Genomic DNA, 21,858 nt, shown 5'->3' with positions numbered 1-21,858 from the left:
AGTCCATCAAGCTAACGAAAGCCTGGTACTTAGTAAGCATACGTGCTTAATATAAGGACTAAAGTCTTTACTACAAACTTATTTATCTAGGATCGTTAACTTGACAAACTAAGTAAATCGGCGCAAATAATCATCACTGGTTTGTAGTTGCGCTTTAGCGCCAAAGCGCAACTACGAGCCAAATACAGAGATTTTACTTTTCGTTATATAGTTTGGTTTTTGCTCACCGACCTACTTACTAGAATAGAGATGTTGCTTCCACCCAAACTGATAACATGAATATTCCCACCGTCAGTTTACCTCCTACCCTCGAATTAAATATCGACTTGACTGACGAGCAATTTTTTCAGCTTTGCCAAAATAATCGAGACTTAAAGTTTGAGCGGACAGCTACAGGGGAATTAATTATTATGCCACCTACGGGGAGTAGTACTAGTGGACGTAATGCCGATTTAACTTATCAATTAAGAGCTTGGAGTCGTCAAAATAAGCTAGGGAAATCCTTTGACTCTTCTGGTGGTTTCAAACTTCCCAACGGTGCAGAGCGTTCTCCAGATGCTTCCTGGGTGAAAATGGAACGGTGGAACGCTTTAAGCGAAGTAGAAAAAGAAAGCTTTGCTCCTTTGTGTCCCGATTTTGTAGTTGAGTTAATGTCTCCAAGTGATTCCTTAGAAAAAACGCGAGCCAAAATGAGGGAATATATGGAGAATGGCGCAAGATTAGGCTGGTTAATTAATAGAGGACAGCAACAGGTAGAAATTTATCGTCCCAATCGAGAAGTTGAGATTTTACAAAGTCCTAAAACTCTATCGGGAGAAGATGTTTTGCCAGGATTTATTTTAGATTTGGTGGAAATTTGGTGAGTAATTGTCTACTTTTAATCATTTCATAAAAACTCTGTTGTGTTGACCTAATTTAAGTTTTTGGTTTCATAGAGCAGTGAATACCAGTTCAGCGAGTTGGTACATAAAAAACTGAGAAAATAAACTTTGATCGCAACAATCAGATAGAAAATAGTTTATCGATACATTTAATCTAGTTTTACCTAAAGGCAGAAACTAATAATCGACATTTAAAAGTAGGGATACTTTGTAATAGATCCAAGGAGATATAAACGCAATTGCAACAGGTATCAGTTTTAGAAGAAACTCTTTGGCAAGCAGTTCTCAGTCGAGATGCTACAATTGACGGCAAGTTTTTCTATGGTGTTCGCTCTACAAGGGTTTATTGCCGACCTATTTGCCCTAGTCGCAGACCAAATCGCAATCAAGTTTGTTTCTTCCAATCGCCACAAGAGGCTGAAATTGCAGGTTTTCGAGCTTGCAAGCGCTGTCAGCCAAAATTTGAAACAGTTCTAAATCCGGCTCAGGCGAAAGTTTTAGCAGTATGTCGATATATTGAAGCACAAGGCGATCGCATCCCAACCCTCTCAGAATTATGCTCTGAAGTTGAAATGAGTCCCAGTTATCTGCAAAAGGTATTCAAGCAAATAATTAGTGTATCCCCTTTTCAATATGCAGATGCACTACGTAGCCAACGATTAAAACAGCGTCTCCAGAAAGGCGAGGAAATTGCTCATGCAGTTTACGACACGGGGTATGGTTCAAGTAGCCAACTGTATGAGAAAGCACCTAAACAACTAGGAATGACACCAAAGACTTACCAACAAGCTGGAAAAACAATCAGCATTGTCTATGCGATCGCTCCATGTCTACTAGGATATTTGCTTGTGGCAACAACAGAGAAGGGTATCTGTGCCGTTAAACTAGGTGATGAAGCAGACAAGCTTGAACACATTTTGAACCAGGAATTTCACCAAGCGCATATCATACGTGATGACCACACACACAAGGAATGGATACAAGCAATTCTCGACTTTATTGGGGGAAGCGAGGCACATCTCGATTTACCACTTGATGTCCGTGGGACAGCATTTCAGAAACAAGTATGGGAAGCATTACAAAAAATTCCTTATGGCGAAACCCGCACTTACACTGATATTGCCCGTAATATTGCCAAACCCCAGGCAGTCCGCGCTGTAGGTAATGCTTGTGGAGCTAATCCAACAGCCCTAATTGTACCATGTCATCGGGTGCTGCAAAGTAATGGCAGTCTTGGTGGTTATCGCTGGGGAATTGAGCGCAAACAAAAACTGCTTACACAAGAATCAGAATGCACCGTGCAAGATTGATTAAATAATTCGTAATTCGTAATTCGTAATTCGTAATTGGTAAATTTTGTTTTGTGACGGAGATTTAGACCCCTAAACTTTGTTAAAAGAATTCTTCCACACTCCCCACTCACTTTTTCAAAGATGACTCAAACACCTGAACTAGAATCGCTGACTCCAGAAAGTCTTACCCGTGGTTTAATGGTGCTTGCCAATCTTGATAGTGATTTGGCTCGGATTTTAGAAACACTGGGGCCTCCACCGATGTGGAAAAGAGAACCGGGTTTTGCAACGCTGTTGTGCATCATTTTGGAACAGCAAGTTTCCGTAGCGGCTGCAAGGGCTGTATTTAACCGTCTATGTGGGGTTGTTGTAACTTTAACGCCAGAAAACTTTTTGATATTAGATGATGTTCAATTAAGAGCGATTGGATTCAGCCGGCAAAAGATTCTATACTGTCGTGGATTGGCGAATGCTATCGCAACTGGTCAGCTTGACCTAATCAAGTTGGAAACAATGGACGAAACTATTATCAGAACTGAGTTAAAGCGCCTTAAAGGGATCGGAGATTGGACAGTTGATATTTATTTGCTAATGGCGCTGCAACGTCCTGATGTGTTTCCTAAAGGCGATTTAGCGATCGCTATCGCTCTACAAAAACTCAAAAACTTGCCGACGCGTCCAACCCCAGTGCAAGTAGAAGCGATCGCCCAGATTTGGCAACCGTGGCGAGCAGTTGCAGCAAGACTTCTATGGCACTATTACCTAAGTAATCCCAAATAATTGCTCCTTCTCTCTTGGCGGTTCGATAATAAATATAAACTAAATGGCAGAAAATCAATTAAACATAAGAAAAAACCTCACCCTCAATCCCTCTCCGATATTTTGGAGAGGGAAGCCGGATTGGGGGTGAGGGAAAAGATTTAAGCCAATTTTGGGATGCTCCCGTTACAGTTTACCCGTGAATACTCGTTCAGCCGGGCCTGTCATGTAAACTCGTTGGTCAATTTCTGACCATTCAATTTGTAAGGGACCACCAGGTAATTCTATAGTGGCGGCGCGATCGCATTTCCCAGTTAACACTCCAGCGACCAAAGAAGCGCAAGCACCAGTCCCGCAAGCTAATGTAATTCCAGCCCCCCGTTCCCACACCCGCATTTTCAAATAGTCACGGCGTACCACTTGAATAAATTCGGTATTTATGCGTTGCGGGAAAGCTGGGTGATGCTCAAATTTTGGGCCGATGCTTTCTAGCTCAATTGCTGCGACATCTTCCACAAAGGTAATGCAGTGGGGATTTCCCATATTTACACAGGTGAGTAACCAAGTTTGCCCCGCCACCTCTAACGGCTGAGAAATTACTTTTTCTTGATTGGGTGCAAGATTAGTCGGAATTTCGCTAGCGAGTAACCTGGGTAAACCCATGTCTACTTTAACTTGACCATCAGATAAGAGTTGGGGAGTCATTACACCACCCAAAGTATGAATGCGATATGAGTCTTGATTCCGGGATTCGCCTTCTAAATCTGCTAAAAAGCCAGCTAAACAGCGAATGCCGTTACCACACATTTCTGGTTCTGAACCATCAGAATTAAAAATCCGCATGGTGTAGTCAGTGTTGTTTTCTCCAGGGAGGGCAAAAATTACACCATCAGCACCGATACCAAAATGGCGATCGCACAACTTAATGGCTTGCTCTGGAGTCACTACAGGCAAAGATGATGAGCGATTGTCAATCAAAATAAAATCGTTGCCTAGACCATGATACTTAGTAAATTCGATTGCCATTTCTTCAAGGATGAATTATCAAGGATTAGTTACTCTTTATTTTGCCTTGTTGATTCATCTTTACTAAAAATGCTTACCGAATTTGACACCACTTTACCCAGTATTAGACTTGTCCAAAACCTAATTAAACAAACAACGCCAGTAGAGTTAAAGCTGCTGACTGGTGATGTGCTGGCAGGAAAGGTTTTATGGCAAGATCCCCAGTGTATTTGTATTGCTGATGAAAATAGCCAGCACACCGTTTGGAAACAAGCGATCGCCTACATCAAGCCGAAAATAAGTTAGCAGATGAAAGTTGCCTTTTATTGCTGGGTAGCGCTAATACCGCTCTCAGCAATCTAGCTCCATCTCCACCTGTAAAATTACTACCAAGGGCAATGCAAAGCCTGCGATCGCTTTAACGGCGAGTTTTTTAGAAGAACAGAAAGCGATCGTTCTTTCATCTGGGTGTGATGACTTTCTACGTGATTTTTTCTACAAATAGTATTTGATACCCCGACAATCATCTAAATGTCAAATATATATTTGCTGAAAATAATTCTTCAAATTTTGAATATACAGAATAAAATTCTTTAACATCTGATAAGCTAATTTGAATGTCTCAATAATAGATTAATCAATTCGATGAGGCTGTTTTAGAAGCAAATAGGACTTACGCAAAAAACCTCTCAAACTCTTATTCCTCCGTGGCGCACCAGTTGCTTCTCCCAAGGAAAGACGCTGCACAAGTCTCTTAACCGCAAGGGCGCATTGGCTTCTCTGCGCCTAATAAGGTTAGATTTTCCGTTTTTTCTGCGAAAGCCCTGGCAAATACTACTTTTGCTAGAGAATTTATTAGGTAAATTCCAAAAATTGAGCCTTTTTTAATTCAATATTTCACAAAATCTGCTTTTCACTTTTAACAAATAGTTCATTTAGTTGAATATTTGATCGTAAATGAGTAAAAAATATTAATCAAATATTCTATGTTTAAACTCCTCAGATACATTAGTATTTTTCTGATTATTGCCTGTTTGCTATTTGCTTATCATGCTTGGATACCGACTAAATTAAAACGTCCTCCCTTGAAAGTGGAATTTACATCTTTTATTGGGGAACATTCAGGCATAATTGCTAAAGAAAAAGGATTTTTTAAAGCACTAGGCGTAGATGTAGAACTAATTTATAAAGAATATGGCCAATTGGAACTAGCAAATTTCAGTGCGGGTAAGTATGATGGTATAACATCGTCCTTGGGAAGTTTTATAACCTTGAGTGCCACAAATCCAGATATACAAAGCGTACTCATTATAGATGAATCAACAGGAGCAGATGTTGTAGTCGCTCAATCAGAAATTAAAACCGTCGCCGACTTGAAAGGAAAAAACCTGGGTGCAAATCTAGGCGGTTTTAGCGAAGTCTTCGTGACTGAAATGTTAAAAACTGCCAAATTAACCAGCGATAATGTGAATTTGGTTAAATTAGATGCTTTAGAAATTCCTCAAGGCCTGAAAAATAATGCTATTCAAGCCGGACACACTTGGGAACCCTATATTTCTGAAACTATTAAATTAGGGGGACAGATCCTATTTAGCAGCAAACAAACCCCTGGCTTGATTTTAGATTTGATTGTCTTTCGCGGCGATACAATCCGCGATCGCCCCGAAGACATTCGAGCATTTGTGCGAGGATGGCTGCAAGCCGCGGCTTACTGGGAAGCAAATGTTCAGAAAGGAAACGCTATCATCAGCAAAGCGTTAAAGATTCCTCGCAATACAATCTCTCTGGAGGGAGTAAACCTAACTGATTTAGGTGAAAATAAAAAATTCTTTCAATCTAGCAACCTTAACTCTATCTACAAAACTGCCAATATATATGCAGACTTTTTTATTCGCTCTGGAAACGTGACACGCATTCCTAAGGTAGAAAATTTGTTCAATTCTTCCTTTTTGAACCCTCCCTCCTAGTTTAAAGCCATGCAGCACTATGTTTTGGGCAGCATCCGTACAAAGTTGATCGCTTGGTTTCTCATTGTTGCTTTGGTTCCGTTGCTGTTATTGGCATTTATCAACAAACAGACAACTGAAAATGTACTAATGGAAAAGGCAAAACAAGCCCTATCTGCGGCGGCTAAGGAAACCGCTAACAAAATAGATGCTTTTATTGATGTAAATCTCAATGCCGTGCGCGTAGAGGCGATTTTACCAGGTTTGGCACGCTACCTCAGCCTCGCTCCAAAACAGCGAGATGACAGCCCCGAAATGCAATTGGCAACAGAAACATTAATGCGTCTTAGTCGCAAAGATATGCTGAATATTCTCTCATACGCTTTGCTCGACTTAAACGGGAAAAATGTATTGGATACAAATACAGCGAACATTGGCAAAGATGAATCAGGTGAAGATTATTTTAAAGAACCGCTAAAAACTGAGTTATGCTTTGTTTCTAGCATGAAGCGATCGCCAACAAATCGTGACCTTCTTACCCTCTTTTTTAGCAGTCCGGTTCGCAATGCCAAGGGAGATATATTGGGTGTATTGCGTGTATCATACAATGCTACTGTTGTTCAGCAGTTAGTAACTCGACAAACTGAAGGGGCTGGGGCAAAATTTGCTATTCTTTTAGATGAAAATAAGATTTATCTCGCACATAGCACTGCACCAGAACTACTTTTTAAATCAATTCTGTCTCTGCCTGACGATGTTGTAACTAAAATGCAACGAGAAGGACGTTTGCCTAATTATCTTCTCAAAGAATTAGTAAATAATCAGTCAAAAATTAAGCAAGCATTGGATAATAAACAGTCGGATTTAATTGCATATTTGCCAGCAACCGGTAATCAGGTTAATTTGATTGCGATTGCTCGTTTAAAATATAAATCTTTGCCTGTGTTGTTTGCACAGCCCCTTACTGATGCCCTAGTACCTGTAGAAAAGCAAATTTATCACGCAATATTTCTATTTACATTTATCGCTGGAGTAGTGACAATCATCGCTTTTGCTATTGGGCAACTGTTAACAGAGCCAATAATTTACCTTACCAATATAGTTTTCCAGTTTAGCGCGGGTAACTTAGATATCCGCGCCAAAATTAGCTCAAAAGACGAAATAGGTCAATTGGCAAAATCGTTTAACAACATGGCATTTCAGTTACAAACATCTTTTGAAACTTTAGAACAAAGGGTACAGGAGAGAACAGCAGAGTTAGTAATTGCTAAACAAAAAGCAGAAGATGCAAATAAGAAACTAGAAAAACTGGTAAATCTAGATGGTTTGACTCAGGTGGCTAACCGTCGCTGCTTCGATGGACGACTGCAAGCAGAATGGAAACGCCTTGCACGAGAGCAACAACCCCTGTCACTGATTTTATTAGATGTTGATAAATTCAAATCTTACAATGACTACTATGGTCATCTTAAAGGCGATGATTGTCTAATCAGAATAGCGCAAACAGTTCAACAGACAGTTTATCGTCCTGCCGATCTCGTGGCGCGTTACGGTGGAGAAGAATTTTCGGTACTCCTCCCCAATACTGACTTAGCCGGCTCAATCAAAGTCGCAGAAAATATTCAACAAGCAATCCATGATCAAGCTATTGCCCATGCAAAGTCTGATGTCAAGGATATCGTTACCCTTAGTTTGGGTATTACTTGTGTCATACCCACTTACGACATCAAGCCAGATACAATAATCGCTTCAGCCGATAAAGCGCTGTACAAGGCCAAACAAAAAGGGCGCGATCGCTATTGTATTTATTAGATATATACGTTCAAAACGAGCCTCATTAAGAATTACGAATTAGTTAATCAGTTACACTATCGGCAGGGAGAAATTCTTTGAGCGCTTCTGCTGAGGCAGCTTTCACCATTGGGATAGAAAGGGATACTGAAGTGGCGATCGCAAATAACTGTTGCAGTTGACTTAGACCTGTTAAGTTACCACATAATAATACTTGGTCGCCAACTCGCAAGTCCATGCCGCCATCAGGATAACGAATAAACTTGCCATCGCGCCGAATTGCCTGTACCTGTACTCCATATTGCTTACCGATATCTAAATCTGCAAGGGTTTTACCAAGCGTTGGCGCATCTGCATTAACTGTAATCCACTGACAAGCACTATTTTCTCCAGGAACAGCAGCTTGTCCTTTAGCGAATTCTGCCAAAGCTGCCAATTCTTCATCTGCTCCCACTATCAGCAAGCGATCGCCTTCTTCCAATTTGGTTTGATTATTGGGATAATCGATTTCATCGCCGTTAGCGCGGCGAATTGCCATTAAACTCGCTCCTGTTAAGTAGCGCATATCTGCTTCTTCTATGCTCATGCCAATTAAAGGCGAATCAGATGGTAGAGGATACCAGCGCTGATTTAGATCGCGAGTTGCTTGGCGCAAATCACGAGCAACTTCAGTAGCAGAACGCTCTGGGCGAAAATCTAAATAATGATCGTTGCGGATTTGCTGCATTTCCTGTTGGACGACAGCTGGTGACAACAAGCCGAAGCTAGTTAATAAATGAGTTGCCATTTCTAAGCTAGCTTCAAACTCTGGTTGCACAACTTCTTTCGCTCCTAATTGATACAGCACTTCAATATTTTTATCCTGGGTAGCACGGACAACTAAATCTAATTCTGGGCGCAATTCCAAAGCGCGTTTCAAGCAAAGACGGGTACTCATGGGGTCTGGAAGTGCGATCGCCATTCCTTTGGCATGATTCACATCGGCGGTTTCTAGAACATGTAAACTTACGCAATTGCCATAGACATAAGACACCCCAGCCTCACGCAACTGCTGAATTCTACTTTCTGATTGGTCGATTACTACCACAGGTAGGCCGTGTTGTAGCAATAACTTTACTAAATTTTTGCCGACTCGCCCATAACCGCAGACTACCACATGGTCTTTGAAGGGCAAATCGTCCGACACATCCCGCGCCTCTTGTTCTTCTAAATACGGTTTCAACCAAGGCATTGATTCGGCAAAGTTAAATAAAAATGGCACTAACCGCAGCACAAAGGGAGTAAGCATGAGAGTAACTGCGGTGGTTCCCAAAATTAATAAGTATATCTGTCGGGACACCAGCCCCAAAGACTGCCCTTCACTAGCGAGAACAAAGGAAAATTCCCCAATTTGCGCTAGTCCCAAACCGGCGATTATCGCTGTTTTCAAAGGGTAGCCAAACAGCTTTACTAGGGGCGTGATAATCAAAAATTTACCTACGAAAACTAGTGCCACCAACCCCAAAATCAATTCTAAGTTGTTCCACAAAAACACTGGGTCAATTAACATCCCAATGGCGGCAAAAAATAAACTGGCAAAGATATCTCGCAGTGGTTCGACATAAGTCAGGGTTTGATCGGCGTATTCCACCTCAGAAATCATCAAACCCGCGACAAATGCCCCCATCTCAATCGACAGCCCTAAATGCTCTGTCAACAGAGCAATGCCCAAACATAGAGCTACAACTCCTAATAAAAATAGTTCTTTGCTTTCGGTACGGGCTAACAGTCGCAACAAAGGCGGTATCAACCAAATCCCCGCAGCTATTGCCCCAGCAGCGAATAAAGCAATCAAAGCTAGCGCTGTCAGCACGGCGATACCAATAGTTTCTGCTGGTTGGTTGAGGGCTGGTAAGACTGCTAACATCAGTCCCAGTGCCAAGTCCTGTACTACCAAAATTCCTAGCATTACTTGTCCGTGAGGCGTTTCTGTTTCGTTACCCTCCATCAAGCATTTGAGGACAACTGCTGTGGAAGACAAGGATAGAATACACCCCAAGAACATGCCCTTAGCAGGTAAGGTTCCCCAGGCTCCGGTTAATCCGCATACTGCAACTGTGACCAAAATCGTCAGAGCAATCTGGAGTCCACCTCCGCCAAGAGCGATCGCTTTTACCTTCTTAAGTTCCGCCAAGGAAAATTCCACACCCAAGGCGAATAACAAAAAGGCGACACCGAACTGTGCCAGAGTTTCTACTTGAATAAGTTCTTTAATCAGTCCCAGTCCAGCCGGGCCAACGATCATCCCGCCAATGAGATACCCTAGCAACACGGGTTGTCGCAAAAGTGCCGCCAACAGTCCACCACAGGCGGCAACGCCTAGAACTAAAACTAAATCAACAATTAGCCTAAAATCTTCTTGCACCAGTTTTAAAAGAACTATTAATTAAGACCTATTAATTCAGCATACAAAGTTTTATGATCTCAAACAGCTTGTTTAGAGCCTATTGATAAAGGAAATCTTAAGAATACTGAATTAATTGGTATATCTGATTTTAGTACTGAGTGCTGAGTTGGGAGTTAGGAGTTAGGAGTTTGGAGTTGGGAGTTGGGAGTTAGGAGTTAGGAGTTGGGAGTTGGGAGTTTGGAGTTATATCATGTCCGCATAATTAGTTATGATTCCCACAGTCATTACACCCCACCCCTTAATCCCCTCCCCTTAGTAAGGGGAGGGGAGACAAAGCGTAGCTTTGGCGGGGTGAGGTTCTTCGGTTTTAATAAGTAATCAAGCGGACATGATATTAGGAGTTTGGAGTTTGGAGTTTGGATGCTCTCCCTCATCTCCCCCTGCCCCCTGCCCCTTGTTAAATCAGACTTTGTATAGTTTGAGCATCACTGTTGTTGAGTAGAAATTTGAATGATAAACTCTGTCCCCTGTCCAACTTCGGAAGTGCAGGAGAGTGAACCGCCATGTTTTTCTACGACAATTTGACGAGCGATCGCTAATCCCAATCCTGTGCCTTTTCCTACAGGCTTGGTGGTGAATAAATGGTCAAATACTCGTTGCTTGACCTCTGGGGACATGCCCACTCCATTATCAGCAATTTTAATCAAAATTTGCTGACCTGATTCTGCTACACGGGTTTGAATAGTGATCCGATTCGGGTTGGCTAGAATGGCTGAGAAGCTTTGTTCTGTATTGCATTCTTCAAGTGCATCAATCGCATTTGCCAATAAGTTCATAAACACCTGATTGATTTGTCCAGCAAAGCATTCCACTAAAGGTAATTTGCCATACTCTTTTAACACCACAATTTCTGGACGGTTTTCGTTGGCTTTTAAACGATGTCTCAGAATTAAAATAGTACTGTCAATGCCTTCGTGAATATTAAATGGCACTTTGTAATCTTTATCTGCTCTGGAGAAAGTTCGCAGGCTAATGCTGATACTGCGGATACGGTTAACACCCAGTTCCATCGAGTCTAGCAACTTAGGTAAATCTTCTCGGATATAATCTAAATCGATCGCATTAATTTTATCTTCAATATCTGAGCCGGGAACTGAAAATTTATTTTGATAAAGGTTAATTAATTCAAACAAATCTTTGATATAGTCTTTGGCTGGTTCAATGTTGCCAGCAATGAAGCCAACAGGATTATTGATTTCATGAGCAACACCTGCTACCAGATTACCAAGGGCAGACATTTTTTCACTCTGCACTAGTTGCAATTGCATTGTTTGGAGTTCTTGCAAAGCTTCTTCTAATTGTTGCTTTTGTTGTTGTAGCAATTTTTGTGCTTCTTTGAATTCGGTGATGTCTTCGCATGTACCAAGGATGCCAAAAACGTTTCCTTCTTTATCTCGTAGTGGAATTTTGTTTGTATTCGACCAGATTTGTTTGCCGTCTGCTTGTTGTAATGTTTCAATAATATTGAGTTGCGCTTGTCCAGATTCCATGATACGGCGATCGTACTCTATATGCGAATCTGATTCTTCACGAGTCCAAGATAGATCGTAGTCTGTTTTACCGATTATATTTTCTGGCACTTTTATACCCGAAGTGTGAGCAAAATTTTGGTTACAGCCTAAAAAAACACTATTGCGGTCTTTCCAAAAAACAGCTTGCGGGATATTGTCAATAATTAATCGCAAAAATTGTTCAGTCTGTCCAAGATTTTTGAGAATATCTTGTGATTGCTGATAAAGTTGGGCGTTTTCTATGGAGATTGCAGCTTGAGTACATAACAGATTCAGAATTTCGACGCGATCGCTGCTAAATGCCCCTGTAGTAAGATTGTTTTCTAAATAGAAAATTCCCAACAGTTTGCCTTGATAGAGAATTGGGGTACACAGCAAGCTTTTGGGTTGCTGACGAATTATGTAGGGGTCAGCTATCAATGCTGGATGTACTGTTGTATTAAGGATGATAGTTTCTAGGTTGCGTTTGACGGTGTAAATTAGGCTATGGGGAATGTCTGTGCTATCTCCTACAAAAATGGACTGTAGTACTGTTGATTGTTGCCCAACTTGAGCAGTTGCCTCAACTACCAATTTACCTTTTTTCAGCAGTAGTAATGCACACTTGTCTGCTCCAGCATTTTCAATCACAACTTGTAGCAGCTTCGTGAGTAATTTATCGAGTTCAATTTCACTGAATAGAGTCTGAGACGCTTTGAGAACTGTTGCTAAATCTAGCATTATTGATGTCCACAAAACTTCAGGGGATTTAAACCCCAATCGCATTACAATCATGCCCTCTGGGGATGGGGACTTGACCCCAATATTGGTTAAATTTTAGGGGAGTTGAGAGCATTCAATAGTAGTAGTGACCAAGGCACTTTAATATCAGGTATGAGCCATGAATACTTTCTCAGTACAGGTAATGTAGCCGGCAGCATAAAACGCAGAGAACGTAGAGATGCGGGCCGCTCGCCATTTTCATCTACAATTCCATATTGCTTGGCTAGTTCGGCAACAATCTGCACACGTCCTGTACGGCGCATGACATTTGGCTCACCAGCAAGTGCAGCGATCGCCCGTCCGGTTAATAAGGGAGTCTCCCAGTTGTAGCGATCGCTAATAAATGAGTTTTTTTGCTCAGTAGCATTAGTTTGATTCATTTCAGAAGCAAAACTGGAAAAAAGCTCAGTACCAACAATACCTGGCCAAATTGAAACAGAAGCGACATTATGGGGTTTGAGTTCAACAGCCATATCAGCTGCTAGGCGATCGCAAGCTGCTTTACCAGCACCATAAGCTGTATTAAAGATATAAGACATACTACCCCACGAGGAAATGGTACAAATTAGTCCAGAGTTACGCTTGGTCATCATTCGGGCAGCAAAAACACTTGCAACATAGTGGCTACGAAGACCAACGTTATTGCTAGCATCCCAAATACTTGGTTCACAATCCCAAAAGGGCTGCCCATAAGCGTCTTTTAATGCCTGGACTCCTGAGTAAGCATTATTCACCAGTAGGTCGAGTTGTCCATCCTGCTCATCTTGGATGCGTTCAAACAGTAAACGCACCTGCTCATCGTCGCTGTGGTCTACTTGCACAGGAATGCCCACACCACCAGCTTCTTCTATGGCTGATTGGGTTTCACTAAGACTCCCAAAAACCGCATTACTCGAAGAGTTGTTGAGGCTGCGCCCTGTGACGTATACAGTTGCACCAGCCTCACCCAACCCAATAGCAATTCCCCTACCAATTCCCCGCGTAGCACCTGTAACCAATGCCACTCTACCCTCAAGTTGTTTTATCATCGACTTTTTTCTGCCCCCTTTTTTAGTTAAAAGTTACGAGTTAGTTAGGAGTTTGGAGTTAGGAGTTAAGTAGGTAGGCAAGATAAAACCAAACTATGTAACGAAAAGTAAAATCTCTGTATTTAGCTCGTAGTTGCGCTTTAGCGCTTTAGCGCAACTACGAACTAGTAATGATTATTTGCGCCCACTTACTTAGGAGTTTGGAGTTTGGAGTTTGGAGTTTGGAGTTAGTAATTATTCTGCTACCCTGTGAGCGAAAGTTTACCTAGCTTTCTCCCTCATCCCCCTCATCCCCTTCTCAACGGTATAGCCAAACGCGCAATAGTGAAAGCAATTGCTCAGTATCTACGGGTTTAGTAATGTAATCTGACGCACCGGCTTCAATACACTTCTCGCGATCGCCTTGCATGGCTTTAGCGGTCAGTGCAATAATCGGCAAAGATTTAAATTGCTCCTTTTGGCGGATTAAGCGTGTTGTTTCGTAACCATCCATTTCTGGCATCATTACGTCCATCAAAACCACATCAATGTCTGCTGTAGTTTCCAATAGGCTAATCCCCTCCCTGCCGTTTTCAGCATATAAAACCTGGATTTGATAACGCTCCAGCATACTTGTCAGCGCGAAGATATTACGTACATCGTCGTCTACAATTAGCGCTTTTTTGCCAACGAGTAAATAGTCTATGGAATGCACTTGTTCAAGTATTTGTCGTTTGGGTGCTGGTAAATTTGCTTGGACTCGGTGTAAAAATAATGCTGTTTCATCGAAGAGACGTTCGGGCGATCGCACATCTTTAATGATGATTGTTTCGGCAATTCGTCTAAGTTCTGTTTCTTGAGCTTTACTAATTTCTCTACCTGTGTATACAATAATTGGTAAAGTTTTACCGTGAGGTAGAAGCTTTATCTGCTCGATCAGTTCAAACCCGGTCATGTCGGGTAGCCCTAAATCGAGAACCAGGCAATCAAAATGCTGGGCGCGAATTGCTTCTAAAGCTGCTGCACCAGTGGCTACAGCAGTGGTAGAAACATCGCTGTTGCCAATCAACTCGACAATACTAAGCCGTTGAGTGTCATCGTCTTCGACTACTAACAAATTTTTTACCTGGCGCTCAACAAAACCTTTAATTTTGGTCAACGCTTCAGATATTGTGTCGCTGGTTAAGGGCTTTTGCATATATGCGATCGCTCCTAGTTGCAAACCGCGCTGTCTCCCTTCCTCAACGGTCATAATATGTACAGGAATGTGACGCGTATTTGGGTCATGCTTGAGACGATCTAATACAGTCCAACCATCCATTTCTGGCAACCTGATATCTAGCAAAATCGCTGAAGGTTGGAATTGCTGCGCTAGCATCAAACCTGTTGTGCCTGTTTGGGCAGCGATCGCCTTGAATCCATGCTGTTGCGCCATATTTATCAGGATACGCGCAAAATTAACGTCATCCTCAACAATTAGTAACACGCGATCGCCTGTTTCAATAGTAGTGCGATCGTCGTTAATCAGTGCTAAGTGGGGAGTTAGGAGTGGGGAGTTAGGAGTTAGGGGTGGGGAGTTAGGAGTTAGGAGTGAGGAGTTAGGAGTTAGGAGTGGGGAGTTAGGAGGGCTGGTGTATGTTGATTTTGACTCAGTATCTGAGGATTGGAACTCAGGACTCAATTGGGGGAAGTAGAATGTAAAGGTGCTGCCTTGACTGGGTTGACTGATTAGTTTAATTTCGCCGCCAAAGAGACGGGCGATTTCACGGCTAATTGATAAGCCTAATCCGGTACCGCCGTATCTGCGACTCGTAGAGCCATCGGCTTGCTGAAATGCCTCGAAAATGACTTTTTGCTTGTCGGGGGCAATACCAATACCTGTATCGCTGACTGAGAAGGCGATGACATTTGAGGCGCGATTTAAAGTTTCCTGGTCTTTGCTCCATCCCTGCTTCGCCACCGCAATCTGTAAGCGTACCTCCCCTTTTTCTGTAAATTTAAAAGCGTTGGAGAGGAGATTTTTTAACACCTGTTGTAAGCGTTTGACATCTGTATAAATGGTTGAGGGCAATTCGGGAGTCAATTCAATTATGAAACCAAGTCCTTTACTCTGAGCGATTTGTCGGAAGGTGCGCTCAATCTGATCGCCCAATTCTGTCAATGGCATTTGGGTTATGTCAATCGACATAGTTCCAGATTCAATTTTGGCAAGATCGAGAATGTCATTGATTAACGTCAACAAATCAGTACCTGCTGAGTAAATTGTCTGGCTGTATTCGACTTGCTTGTTGGTGAGGTTGCGATCGATGTTATCTGACAACAACTTCGCTAAAATTAACAAGCTGTTTAACGGTGTCCGCAGTTCATGGGACATGTTGGCGAGAAATTCTGATTTGTATTTTGAAGAAAGGGCGAGTTGTTCAGCCTTATCTTCCAAAGAGAGTCTTGCTTGTTCAATTTCCCGATTTTTGCGTTCAACTTCTTTCTTTTGCATCGCCAACAACTCTGCTTTTTCTTCTAATTCGGCATTAGTTTGTTGCAATTCCTCTTGTTGTCCTTTGAGTAAATCTTCAGAGGTTTTGAGTGATTGGGCTTGTTGTTCTAAGCGCTTGTTGGTTTCCCGGAGTTCATTTTGCTGGGTTTGGAGTTCTTCAGCTAAAGATTGCGACTGCTTGAGTAATTCTTCAGTTCGCATGGATGCTGCGATCGTGTTGAGGACGATCGCTATACTTTCGGTAAGCTGGTCGAAGAATGTCAGATGAATTTCGCTAAAGCGGCGGAAGGATGCTAATTCTATGACTGCTGTCACTTGTCCTTCAAAGAGTACAGGTAACACCACGGCATTAAGTGGAGTTGATTCTCCTAAACCAGAGGTAATTCTGACATAATCACTTGGTACATCCGTTAGCAGTATTCGCTCTTTTTCTAAGGCGCATTGTCCCACCAAACCTTCACCTAAGTGGAAACGGTTAGCCAAATGTCTGCGTTCGCGGTAAGCGTAGCTACTAATTAGTTTCAAAAACGGTGTATTTTCCCCAGACTCCATCAGGAAGAATACGCCGTGTTGCGCTCCTACTAAGGGTGCTAGTTCTGAGAGAATTAGTTTAGATACGGTTTCTAAGTCTCGCTGTCCTTGCAACATTCGGGTAAACTTGGCTAGGTTAGTTTTCAACCAATCTTGCTCAGTATTTTTCTGCGTTGTCTCTCGCAGATTGGCAATCATCTGGTTGATGTTATCTTTAAGGATTGCTACTTCCCCTAGTGCTTCCACGGCAATTGAACGAGTTAAATCACCTTTAGTTACAGCTGTTGCAACTTCTGCGATCGCTCTTAATTGAGTTGTCAGTGTCGCAGCAAGTTCATTTACATTATCCGTCAAATCTTTCCAAGTTCCAGCCGCCCCCGGAACTCTAGCTTGTCCGCCTAATTTACCTTCGATTCCCACTTCTCGCGCTACTGTGGTTACTTGATTGGCAAATGTCGCTAGAGTATCAATCATCTCGTTGATTGTCTCTGCTAAGGTTTCAATTTCTCCCTTAGCATCTAACATCAGTTTCCGTTTTAAGTCACCGTTAGCAACTGCTGTGACAACTCTAGCGATACCACGCACTTGGGCTGTTAAGTTCCCCGCCATTGAGTTTACATTATCTGTTAAATCTTTCCAAGTACCCGCCACACCTTGGACTTGCGCTTGTCCGCCTAACTTCCCTTCAGTTCCCACTTCCCGCGCTACCCGTGTTACTTCCGATGCAAAGGAACTGAGTTGATCTACCATTGTATTGGTAGTGTTCTTCAAGTCTAAAATTTCGCCTCTAGCATCGACGGTAATTTTTTTAGATAAGTCGCCATTCGCTACCGCCTTGGTAACTTCGGCGATGTTGCGAACTTGTCCGGTGAGGTTCCCCGCCATTGAGTTAACATTATCTGTTAAATCTTTCCAAGTTCCAGCAACTCCTCTGACATAAGCTTGTACGCCCAATTTACCTTCAGTTCCCACCTCACGGGCAACCCTGGTAACTTCTGATGCAAAGGAATTTAGCTGATCCACCATTGTATTAATAGTGTTTTTGAGTTCCTGAATTTCCCCTTTGACATCGACGGTGATTTTCTTAGATAAGTCGCCGTTTGCGACGGCTGTGGTAACTTCGGCAATGTTCCGTACCTGTGCTGTCAAACTTCCCGCCATGAAGTTTACGCTGTCAGTTAAATCTTTCCAGGTTCCGGCTACACCTTTAACTTCGGCTTGTACGCCCAGCTTACCTTCAGTTCCCACCTCACGCGCAACTCTTGTAACTTCACTTGCAAAGGAATTGAGTTGATCTACCATTGTATTAACGGTATTTTTCAACTCTAAAATTTCACCTTTGACATCAACGGAGATTTTCTTAGATAAGTCGCCATTAGCTACAGCTGTGGTGACGGCGGCAATATTCCGCACCTGTGCCGTTAAACTTCCCGCCATGAAGTTCACGCTGTCAGTTAAATCTTTCCAAGTTCCAGCTACGCCGCGCACATCTGCTTGGACTCCCAGTTTACCTTCGCTTCCCACCTCACGAGCAACCCGCGTCACTTCACTTGCAAAGGAGTTGAGTTGATCTACCATTATATTGATAGTATTCTTGAGTTCTAAGATTTCGCCTTTGACTGCAACAGTAATTTTCTTAGATAAGTCACCATTTGCGATCGCAGTTGTCACTTCGGCAATGTTCCGCACCTGTGCCGTCAAGCTTCCCGCCATGAAGTTCACGCTGTCAGTTAAATCTTTCCAAGTTCCAGCAACGTCTTTAACTTCGGCTTGTACACCCAATTTACCTTCAGTTCCCACCTCACGCGCCACTCGCGTCACTTCACTTGCAAAGGAACTAAGTTGATCCACCATTGTATTTATAGTATTTTTCAACTCCAGAATTTCACCTTTGACATCAACGGTGATTTTCTTGGATAAGTCGCCTGTTGCTACCGCTGTAGTCACTTCCGCAATATTCCGCACCTGTGCTGTTAAACTTCCCGCCATGAAGTTTACGCTATCGGTTAAATCTTTCCAAGTTCCAGCCACCCCGCGCACTTCTGCTTGTACGCCCAGTTTACCCTCACTCCCTACTTCACGCGCAACTCGTGTAACTTCCGATGCAAAGGAGTTGAGTTGATCCACCATTGTATTAATAGTGTTTTTGAGTTCCAGAATTTCACCTTTGACATCAACGGTGATTTTCTTAGATAAATCGCCTGTTGCAACCGCTGTAGTCACTTCTGCAATATTCCGCACCTGTGCCGTTAAACTTCCCGCCATGAAGTTTACGCTATCGGTTAAATCTTTCCAAGTTCCAGCCACACCGCGCACATCGGCTTGGACTCCCAGTTTACCTTCACTCCCTACTTCACGCGCAACTCTTGTTACTTCCGATGCAAAGGAACTGAGTTGATCTACCATGATATTGATCGTATTCTTGAGTTCAAAAATTTCACCTCTAACATCGACAGTGATTTTTTTGGATAGATCGCCATTTGCGATCGCAGTGGCAACTTCGGCAATATTTCGCACCTGTCCGGTGAGATTACCCGCCATTAAGTTAACGTTATCAGTTAAATCTTTCCAAGTTCCCGCTACTCCCCGGACTTCTGCTTGTACGCCTAACTTCCCTTCAGTTCCTACCTCTCGCGCCACCCTTGTCACTTCTGATGCAAAAGAATTCAGTTGATCCACCATTGTGTTAATAGTGTTTTTCAACTCCAAAATTTCGCCTTTCACATCGACAGTGATTTTTTTAGATAAGTCGCCATTTGCCACCGCCGTTGTCACTTCCGCAATATTCCGCACCTGTGCCGTTAAACTTCCCGCCATGAAGTTCACGCTGTCGGTAAGGTCTTTCCATGTACCCGCTACCCCGCGAACTTCTGCTTGGCCGCCTAATTTTCCTTCAGCACCCACCTCACGCGCCACCCTTGTTACTTCCGATGCAAAGGAATTAAGTTGATCCACCATGATGTTTACGGTGTTTTTCAACTCTAAAATCTCGCCTTTGACATCAACAGTAATTTTTTTCGATAAGTCGCCATTTGCTACTGCTGTTGTCACTTCCGCAATGTTACGGACTTGGGCAGTCAAATTCCCTGCCATCAAGTTAACGTTGTCAGTTAAATCTTTCCAAGTACCTGCAACACCTTTAACTTCTGCTTGTACGCCCAACTTCCCTTCAGTTCCCACCTCACGGGCAACTCGTGTAACTTCCGATGCAAAAGAATTCAGTTGATCCACCATTGTGTTAACGGTGTTTTTGAGTTCTAGAATTTCGCCTTTGACATCGACAGTGATTTTTTTGGATAAGTCACCATTTGCGATCGCAGTGGCAACTTCGGCAATATTGCGAACTTGTCCGGTGAGATTACCCGCCATCAAGTTAACGTTATCAGTCAAATCTTTCCAAGTGCCAGCCACACCTTGCACTTCGGCTTGAACACCCAACTTACCTTCGGTTCCCACTTCACGGGCAACTCTTGTTACTTCCGATGCAAAAGAACCAAGCCGTTCTACCATCGTGTTAACGATATTAGCAGTTTGAAGAAACTCACCTTGTAGGGGCCTGCCATCAATTTCTGTGGCGATCGTTTGGGATAAGTCACCATTAGCGACTGACCGAATTACCCGCGTAGTTTCAGCTGTTGGTTGAACTAAATCTGTAATTAGAGTATTGACAGAATTAACACAATCTGACCAAGAACCGCGAAGATTTCCGAGAGAGGCGCGATCGGCAATTTTGCCTTCTTTGCCGACAACATTACCAATCCGTTGTAGTTCGGCCGCCATCCGCTCATTTTGATCAATAATATCATTGAGTGTATCAGCTATTTTCCCTGCTACACCAGTATGGTCTATGGGCATCCGAGCCGAGAAGTCACCCTGTTTAACAGCATTCAGCGTTCTTAGTAGCTGATTTAAATCTAGATTATCGCTGTCTCTAGTTAACTGTTCGGTTGCCATAGCCTCATCCTTAATCTTGAATCTTGAGGAATTTTTTGTATTTTTTGCACCCCGTACCTAGTGAGATAACTTTTAGGTAATGCGGATCAAAATAGAGAGCAGGGAATAGAAAGTGGAGCAAACTAATTTTTATGGGTGCGAGTGTAAGCAGTTGATAAAGACTGCTAACTAAATGGTATTGCCGTCGTATCTGGCATACCACTTAGCTAATGATAGCTAGTAAAGGTCGGCGATGCCTAACTTGGGCGAGTAAGCGATCGCACAGTAGAACCAGGGCTATTTCATTCTCATCTAGCCCACCTCAGAATAAATTCTGAGGCTAATAGCAAAAGTCGTCTAAAGACGACTAATAAAGGCTTTTAGTCCACTTTAGTGGACTTGAGCTATTAGCCCGGAACTTTAGTTCTGGGCGGTTTATGTCTAGAACGAAATAGCCCTGTGGTAGAACACACAATGACAATTAACATTACGTTTTATGATTTTTGGAATTTGAGGAAAGCAGCAAATCAAGAAATTTTAACTGATAACTGAGGTTTGCTAAAGTCAGAAATATCCGGCAACTCCAAGGATTGGCAAATGGTTAGAGAGTACTGGGCCCAAAAACATCTGCCTCCGCTTGAAAGTGGCGATCGCTTAACTCGCCCTGAATTTGAACGGCGTTATGCGGCTGCACCCCATATCAAGAAAGCAGAACTGATTGAAGGAATCGTTTACGTGGCATCTCCCTTAAGACATGAGCAACATGGCAAACCTCACAGTCGAGTCATAACTTGGTTAGGAGTCTACCAATCATTGACTCCTGGCGTTGATTTGAGCGTTGAACCAACCGTCAGACTAGATTTAGACAATGAACCCCAGCCAGATGTAGTGCTGTTTATTGAACCAGACGCAGGCGGACAAACCCGTTTGAGCCGCGACGGTTACATTGAAGGATCTCCCGAATTGATTGTTGAAATTGCAGCGAGTAGCGTTGCGATCGATACAGGTAGCAAAAAGCAAGTTTATCGTCGTAATGGAGTGTTGGAGTACGTAATCTGGCAATCTTACGAGAATAAAATTGAATGGTTTTGCCTAATTGATGGCGACTATCGATTGCTATCTCCCAGTGCAGATGGAATTATTCGCTCTGGGGTGTTTCCGGGTTTGTGGTTAGCGGTGGAGGCGCTGTTAAACAATCAGATGGTGCGAGTGTTGGAGGTGGTGCAAGCGGGGTTGAAGTCACCGGAACATGATGCGTTTGTGCAGCAGTTGAAGAAATAGGAATAAATCAACTTAATGCAAAACGGGCGGTTAGAAACCGCGTCTACACGAGACTTAACCCACCTCCGTGGGTTTCAATACTTTGATTTTCTGTTAGTTTGCGTTCGCCCTTGGCGTTCCGTAGGAAAGGCGGACTTTGCCTGTGTAGCTGCGTAAAGCCTTCGGCATAGCTTCGCTTACCGCGTCAGCGTGCCAGAGGCTCTATTCCATTCGCCAAGG

Annotated in this window: 12 protein-coding genes; 7 read left to right on the top strand and 5 right to left on the bottom strand. The window is 42.9% G+C overall.

The window, feature by feature from the left end; genetic code table 11:
- Positions 1–275: 275 nt before the first annotated feature.
- From V7K73_RS21055 to V7K73_RS21045, 3 genes are all read left to right on the top strand, one after another.
- Positions 276–863, top strand: a complete 588-nt coding sequence (locus V7K73_RS21055) for a Uma2 family endonuclease (RefSeq protein WP_334882716.1) — start codon at positions 276–278, stop codon at positions 861–863.
- A gap of 257 nt (positions 864–1,120) precedes the next feature.
- Entirely contained in the window at positions 1,121–2,191 is a 1,071-nt protein-coding gene (gene ada / locus V7K73_RS21050) for a bifunctional DNA-binding transcriptional regulator/O6-methylguanine-DNA methyltransferase Ada (protein ID WP_334882714.1), read from the top strand.
- A 123-nt stretch (positions 2,192–2,314) separates the two neighbouring features.
- Positions 2,315–2,953 (top strand): DNA-3-methyladenine glycosylase family protein, encoded by a 639-nt coding sequence (locus V7K73_RS21045; protein WP_334882712.1) that lies wholly within the window; start codon positions 2,315–2,317, stop codon positions 2,951–2,953.
- A 165-nt stretch (positions 2,954–3,118) separates the two neighbouring features.
- Here the strand turns inward: V7K73_RS21045 and dapF are convergent, their stop codons facing one another.
- Positions 3,119–3,958, bottom strand: coding sequence for a diaminopimelate epimerase (dapF, locus tag V7K73_RS21040; RefSeq protein WP_334882710.1), 840 nt, complete (start codon positions 3,956–3,958; stop codon positions 3,119–3,121).
- A 69-nt stretch (positions 3,959–4,027) separates the two neighbouring features.
- Between dapF and V7K73_RS21035 the strand changes: the two genes are divergently transcribed.
- The 3 genes from V7K73_RS21035 to V7K73_RS21025 all read left to right on the top strand — a co-directional run bounded on the left by V7K73_RS21035 (position 4,028) and on the right by V7K73_RS21025 (position 7,695).
- Positions 4,028–4,243, top strand: coding sequence for an Hfq-related RNA-binding protein (locus V7K73_RS21035; RefSeq protein WP_334882707.1), 216 nt, complete (start codon positions 4,028–4,030; stop codon positions 4,241–4,243).
- A 680-nt stretch (positions 4,244–4,923) separates the two neighbouring features.
- Complete coding sequence (locus tag V7K73_RS21030) at positions 4,924–5,904, top strand: ABC transporter substrate-binding protein (protein ID WP_334882706.1); 981 nt, start codon at positions 4,924–4,926, stop codon at positions 5,902–5,904.
- Between the two features lie 9 nt (positions 5,905–5,913).
- Positions 5,914–7,695 (top strand): sensor domain-containing diguanylate cyclase, encoded by a 1,782-nt coding sequence (locus V7K73_RS21025; protein ID WP_334882705.1) that lies wholly within the window; start codon positions 5,914–5,916, stop codon positions 7,693–7,695.
- 43 nt (positions 7,696–7,738) lie between these two features.
- Here the strand turns inward: V7K73_RS21025 and V7K73_RS21020 are convergent, their stop codons facing one another.
- The 4 genes from V7K73_RS21020 to V7K73_RS21005 all read right to left on the bottom strand — a co-directional run bounded on the left by V7K73_RS21020 (position 7,739) and on the right by V7K73_RS21005 (position 20,379).
- Entirely contained in the window at positions 7,739–10,078 is a 2,340-nt protein-coding gene (locus V7K73_RS21020) for a cation:proton antiporter domain-containing protein (protein ID WP_334882703.1), read from the bottom strand.
- Positions 10,079–10,545: 467 nt separating this feature from the next.
- Positions 10,546–12,405: a GAF domain-containing sensor histidine kinase gene (locus V7K73_RS21015; RefSeq protein WP_334882701.1), complete on the bottom strand. Its 1,860-nt coding sequence runs from the start codon at positions 12,403–12,405 to the stop codon at positions 10,546–10,548.
- A 35-nt stretch (positions 12,406–12,440) separates the two neighbouring features.
- Complete coding sequence (locus V7K73_RS21010; RefSeq protein ID WP_334882957.1) at positions 12,441–13,418, bottom strand: SDR family NAD(P)-dependent oxidoreductase; 978 nt, start codon at positions 13,416–13,418, stop codon at positions 12,441–12,443.
- 301 nt (positions 13,419–13,719) lie between these two features.
- Positions 13,720–20,379, bottom strand: coding sequence for a hybrid sensor histidine kinase/response regulator (locus V7K73_RS21005; RefSeq protein WP_334882699.1), 6,660 nt, complete (start codon positions 20,377–20,379; stop codon positions 13,720–13,722).
- Positions 20,380–20,955: 576 nt separating this feature from the next.
- Here V7K73_RS21005 and V7K73_RS21000 point away from each other — a divergent pair.
- On the top strand, positions 20,956–21,639 hold the full coding sequence (locus V7K73_RS21000) for a Uma2 family endonuclease (RefSeq protein WP_334882697.1): 684 nt from the start codon (positions 20,956–20,958) through the stop codon (positions 21,637–21,639).
- The last annotated feature ends 219 nt before the right edge of the window (positions 21,640–21,858 follow it).

Source organism: Nostoc sp. (genome assembly GCF_036916975.1).
Taxonomy (GTDB): domain Bacteria; phylum Cyanobacteriota; class Cyanobacteriia; order Cyanobacteriales; family Nostocaceae; genus Nostoc.
This window is presented reverse-complemented; position numbering and strand designations above follow the sequence as displayed.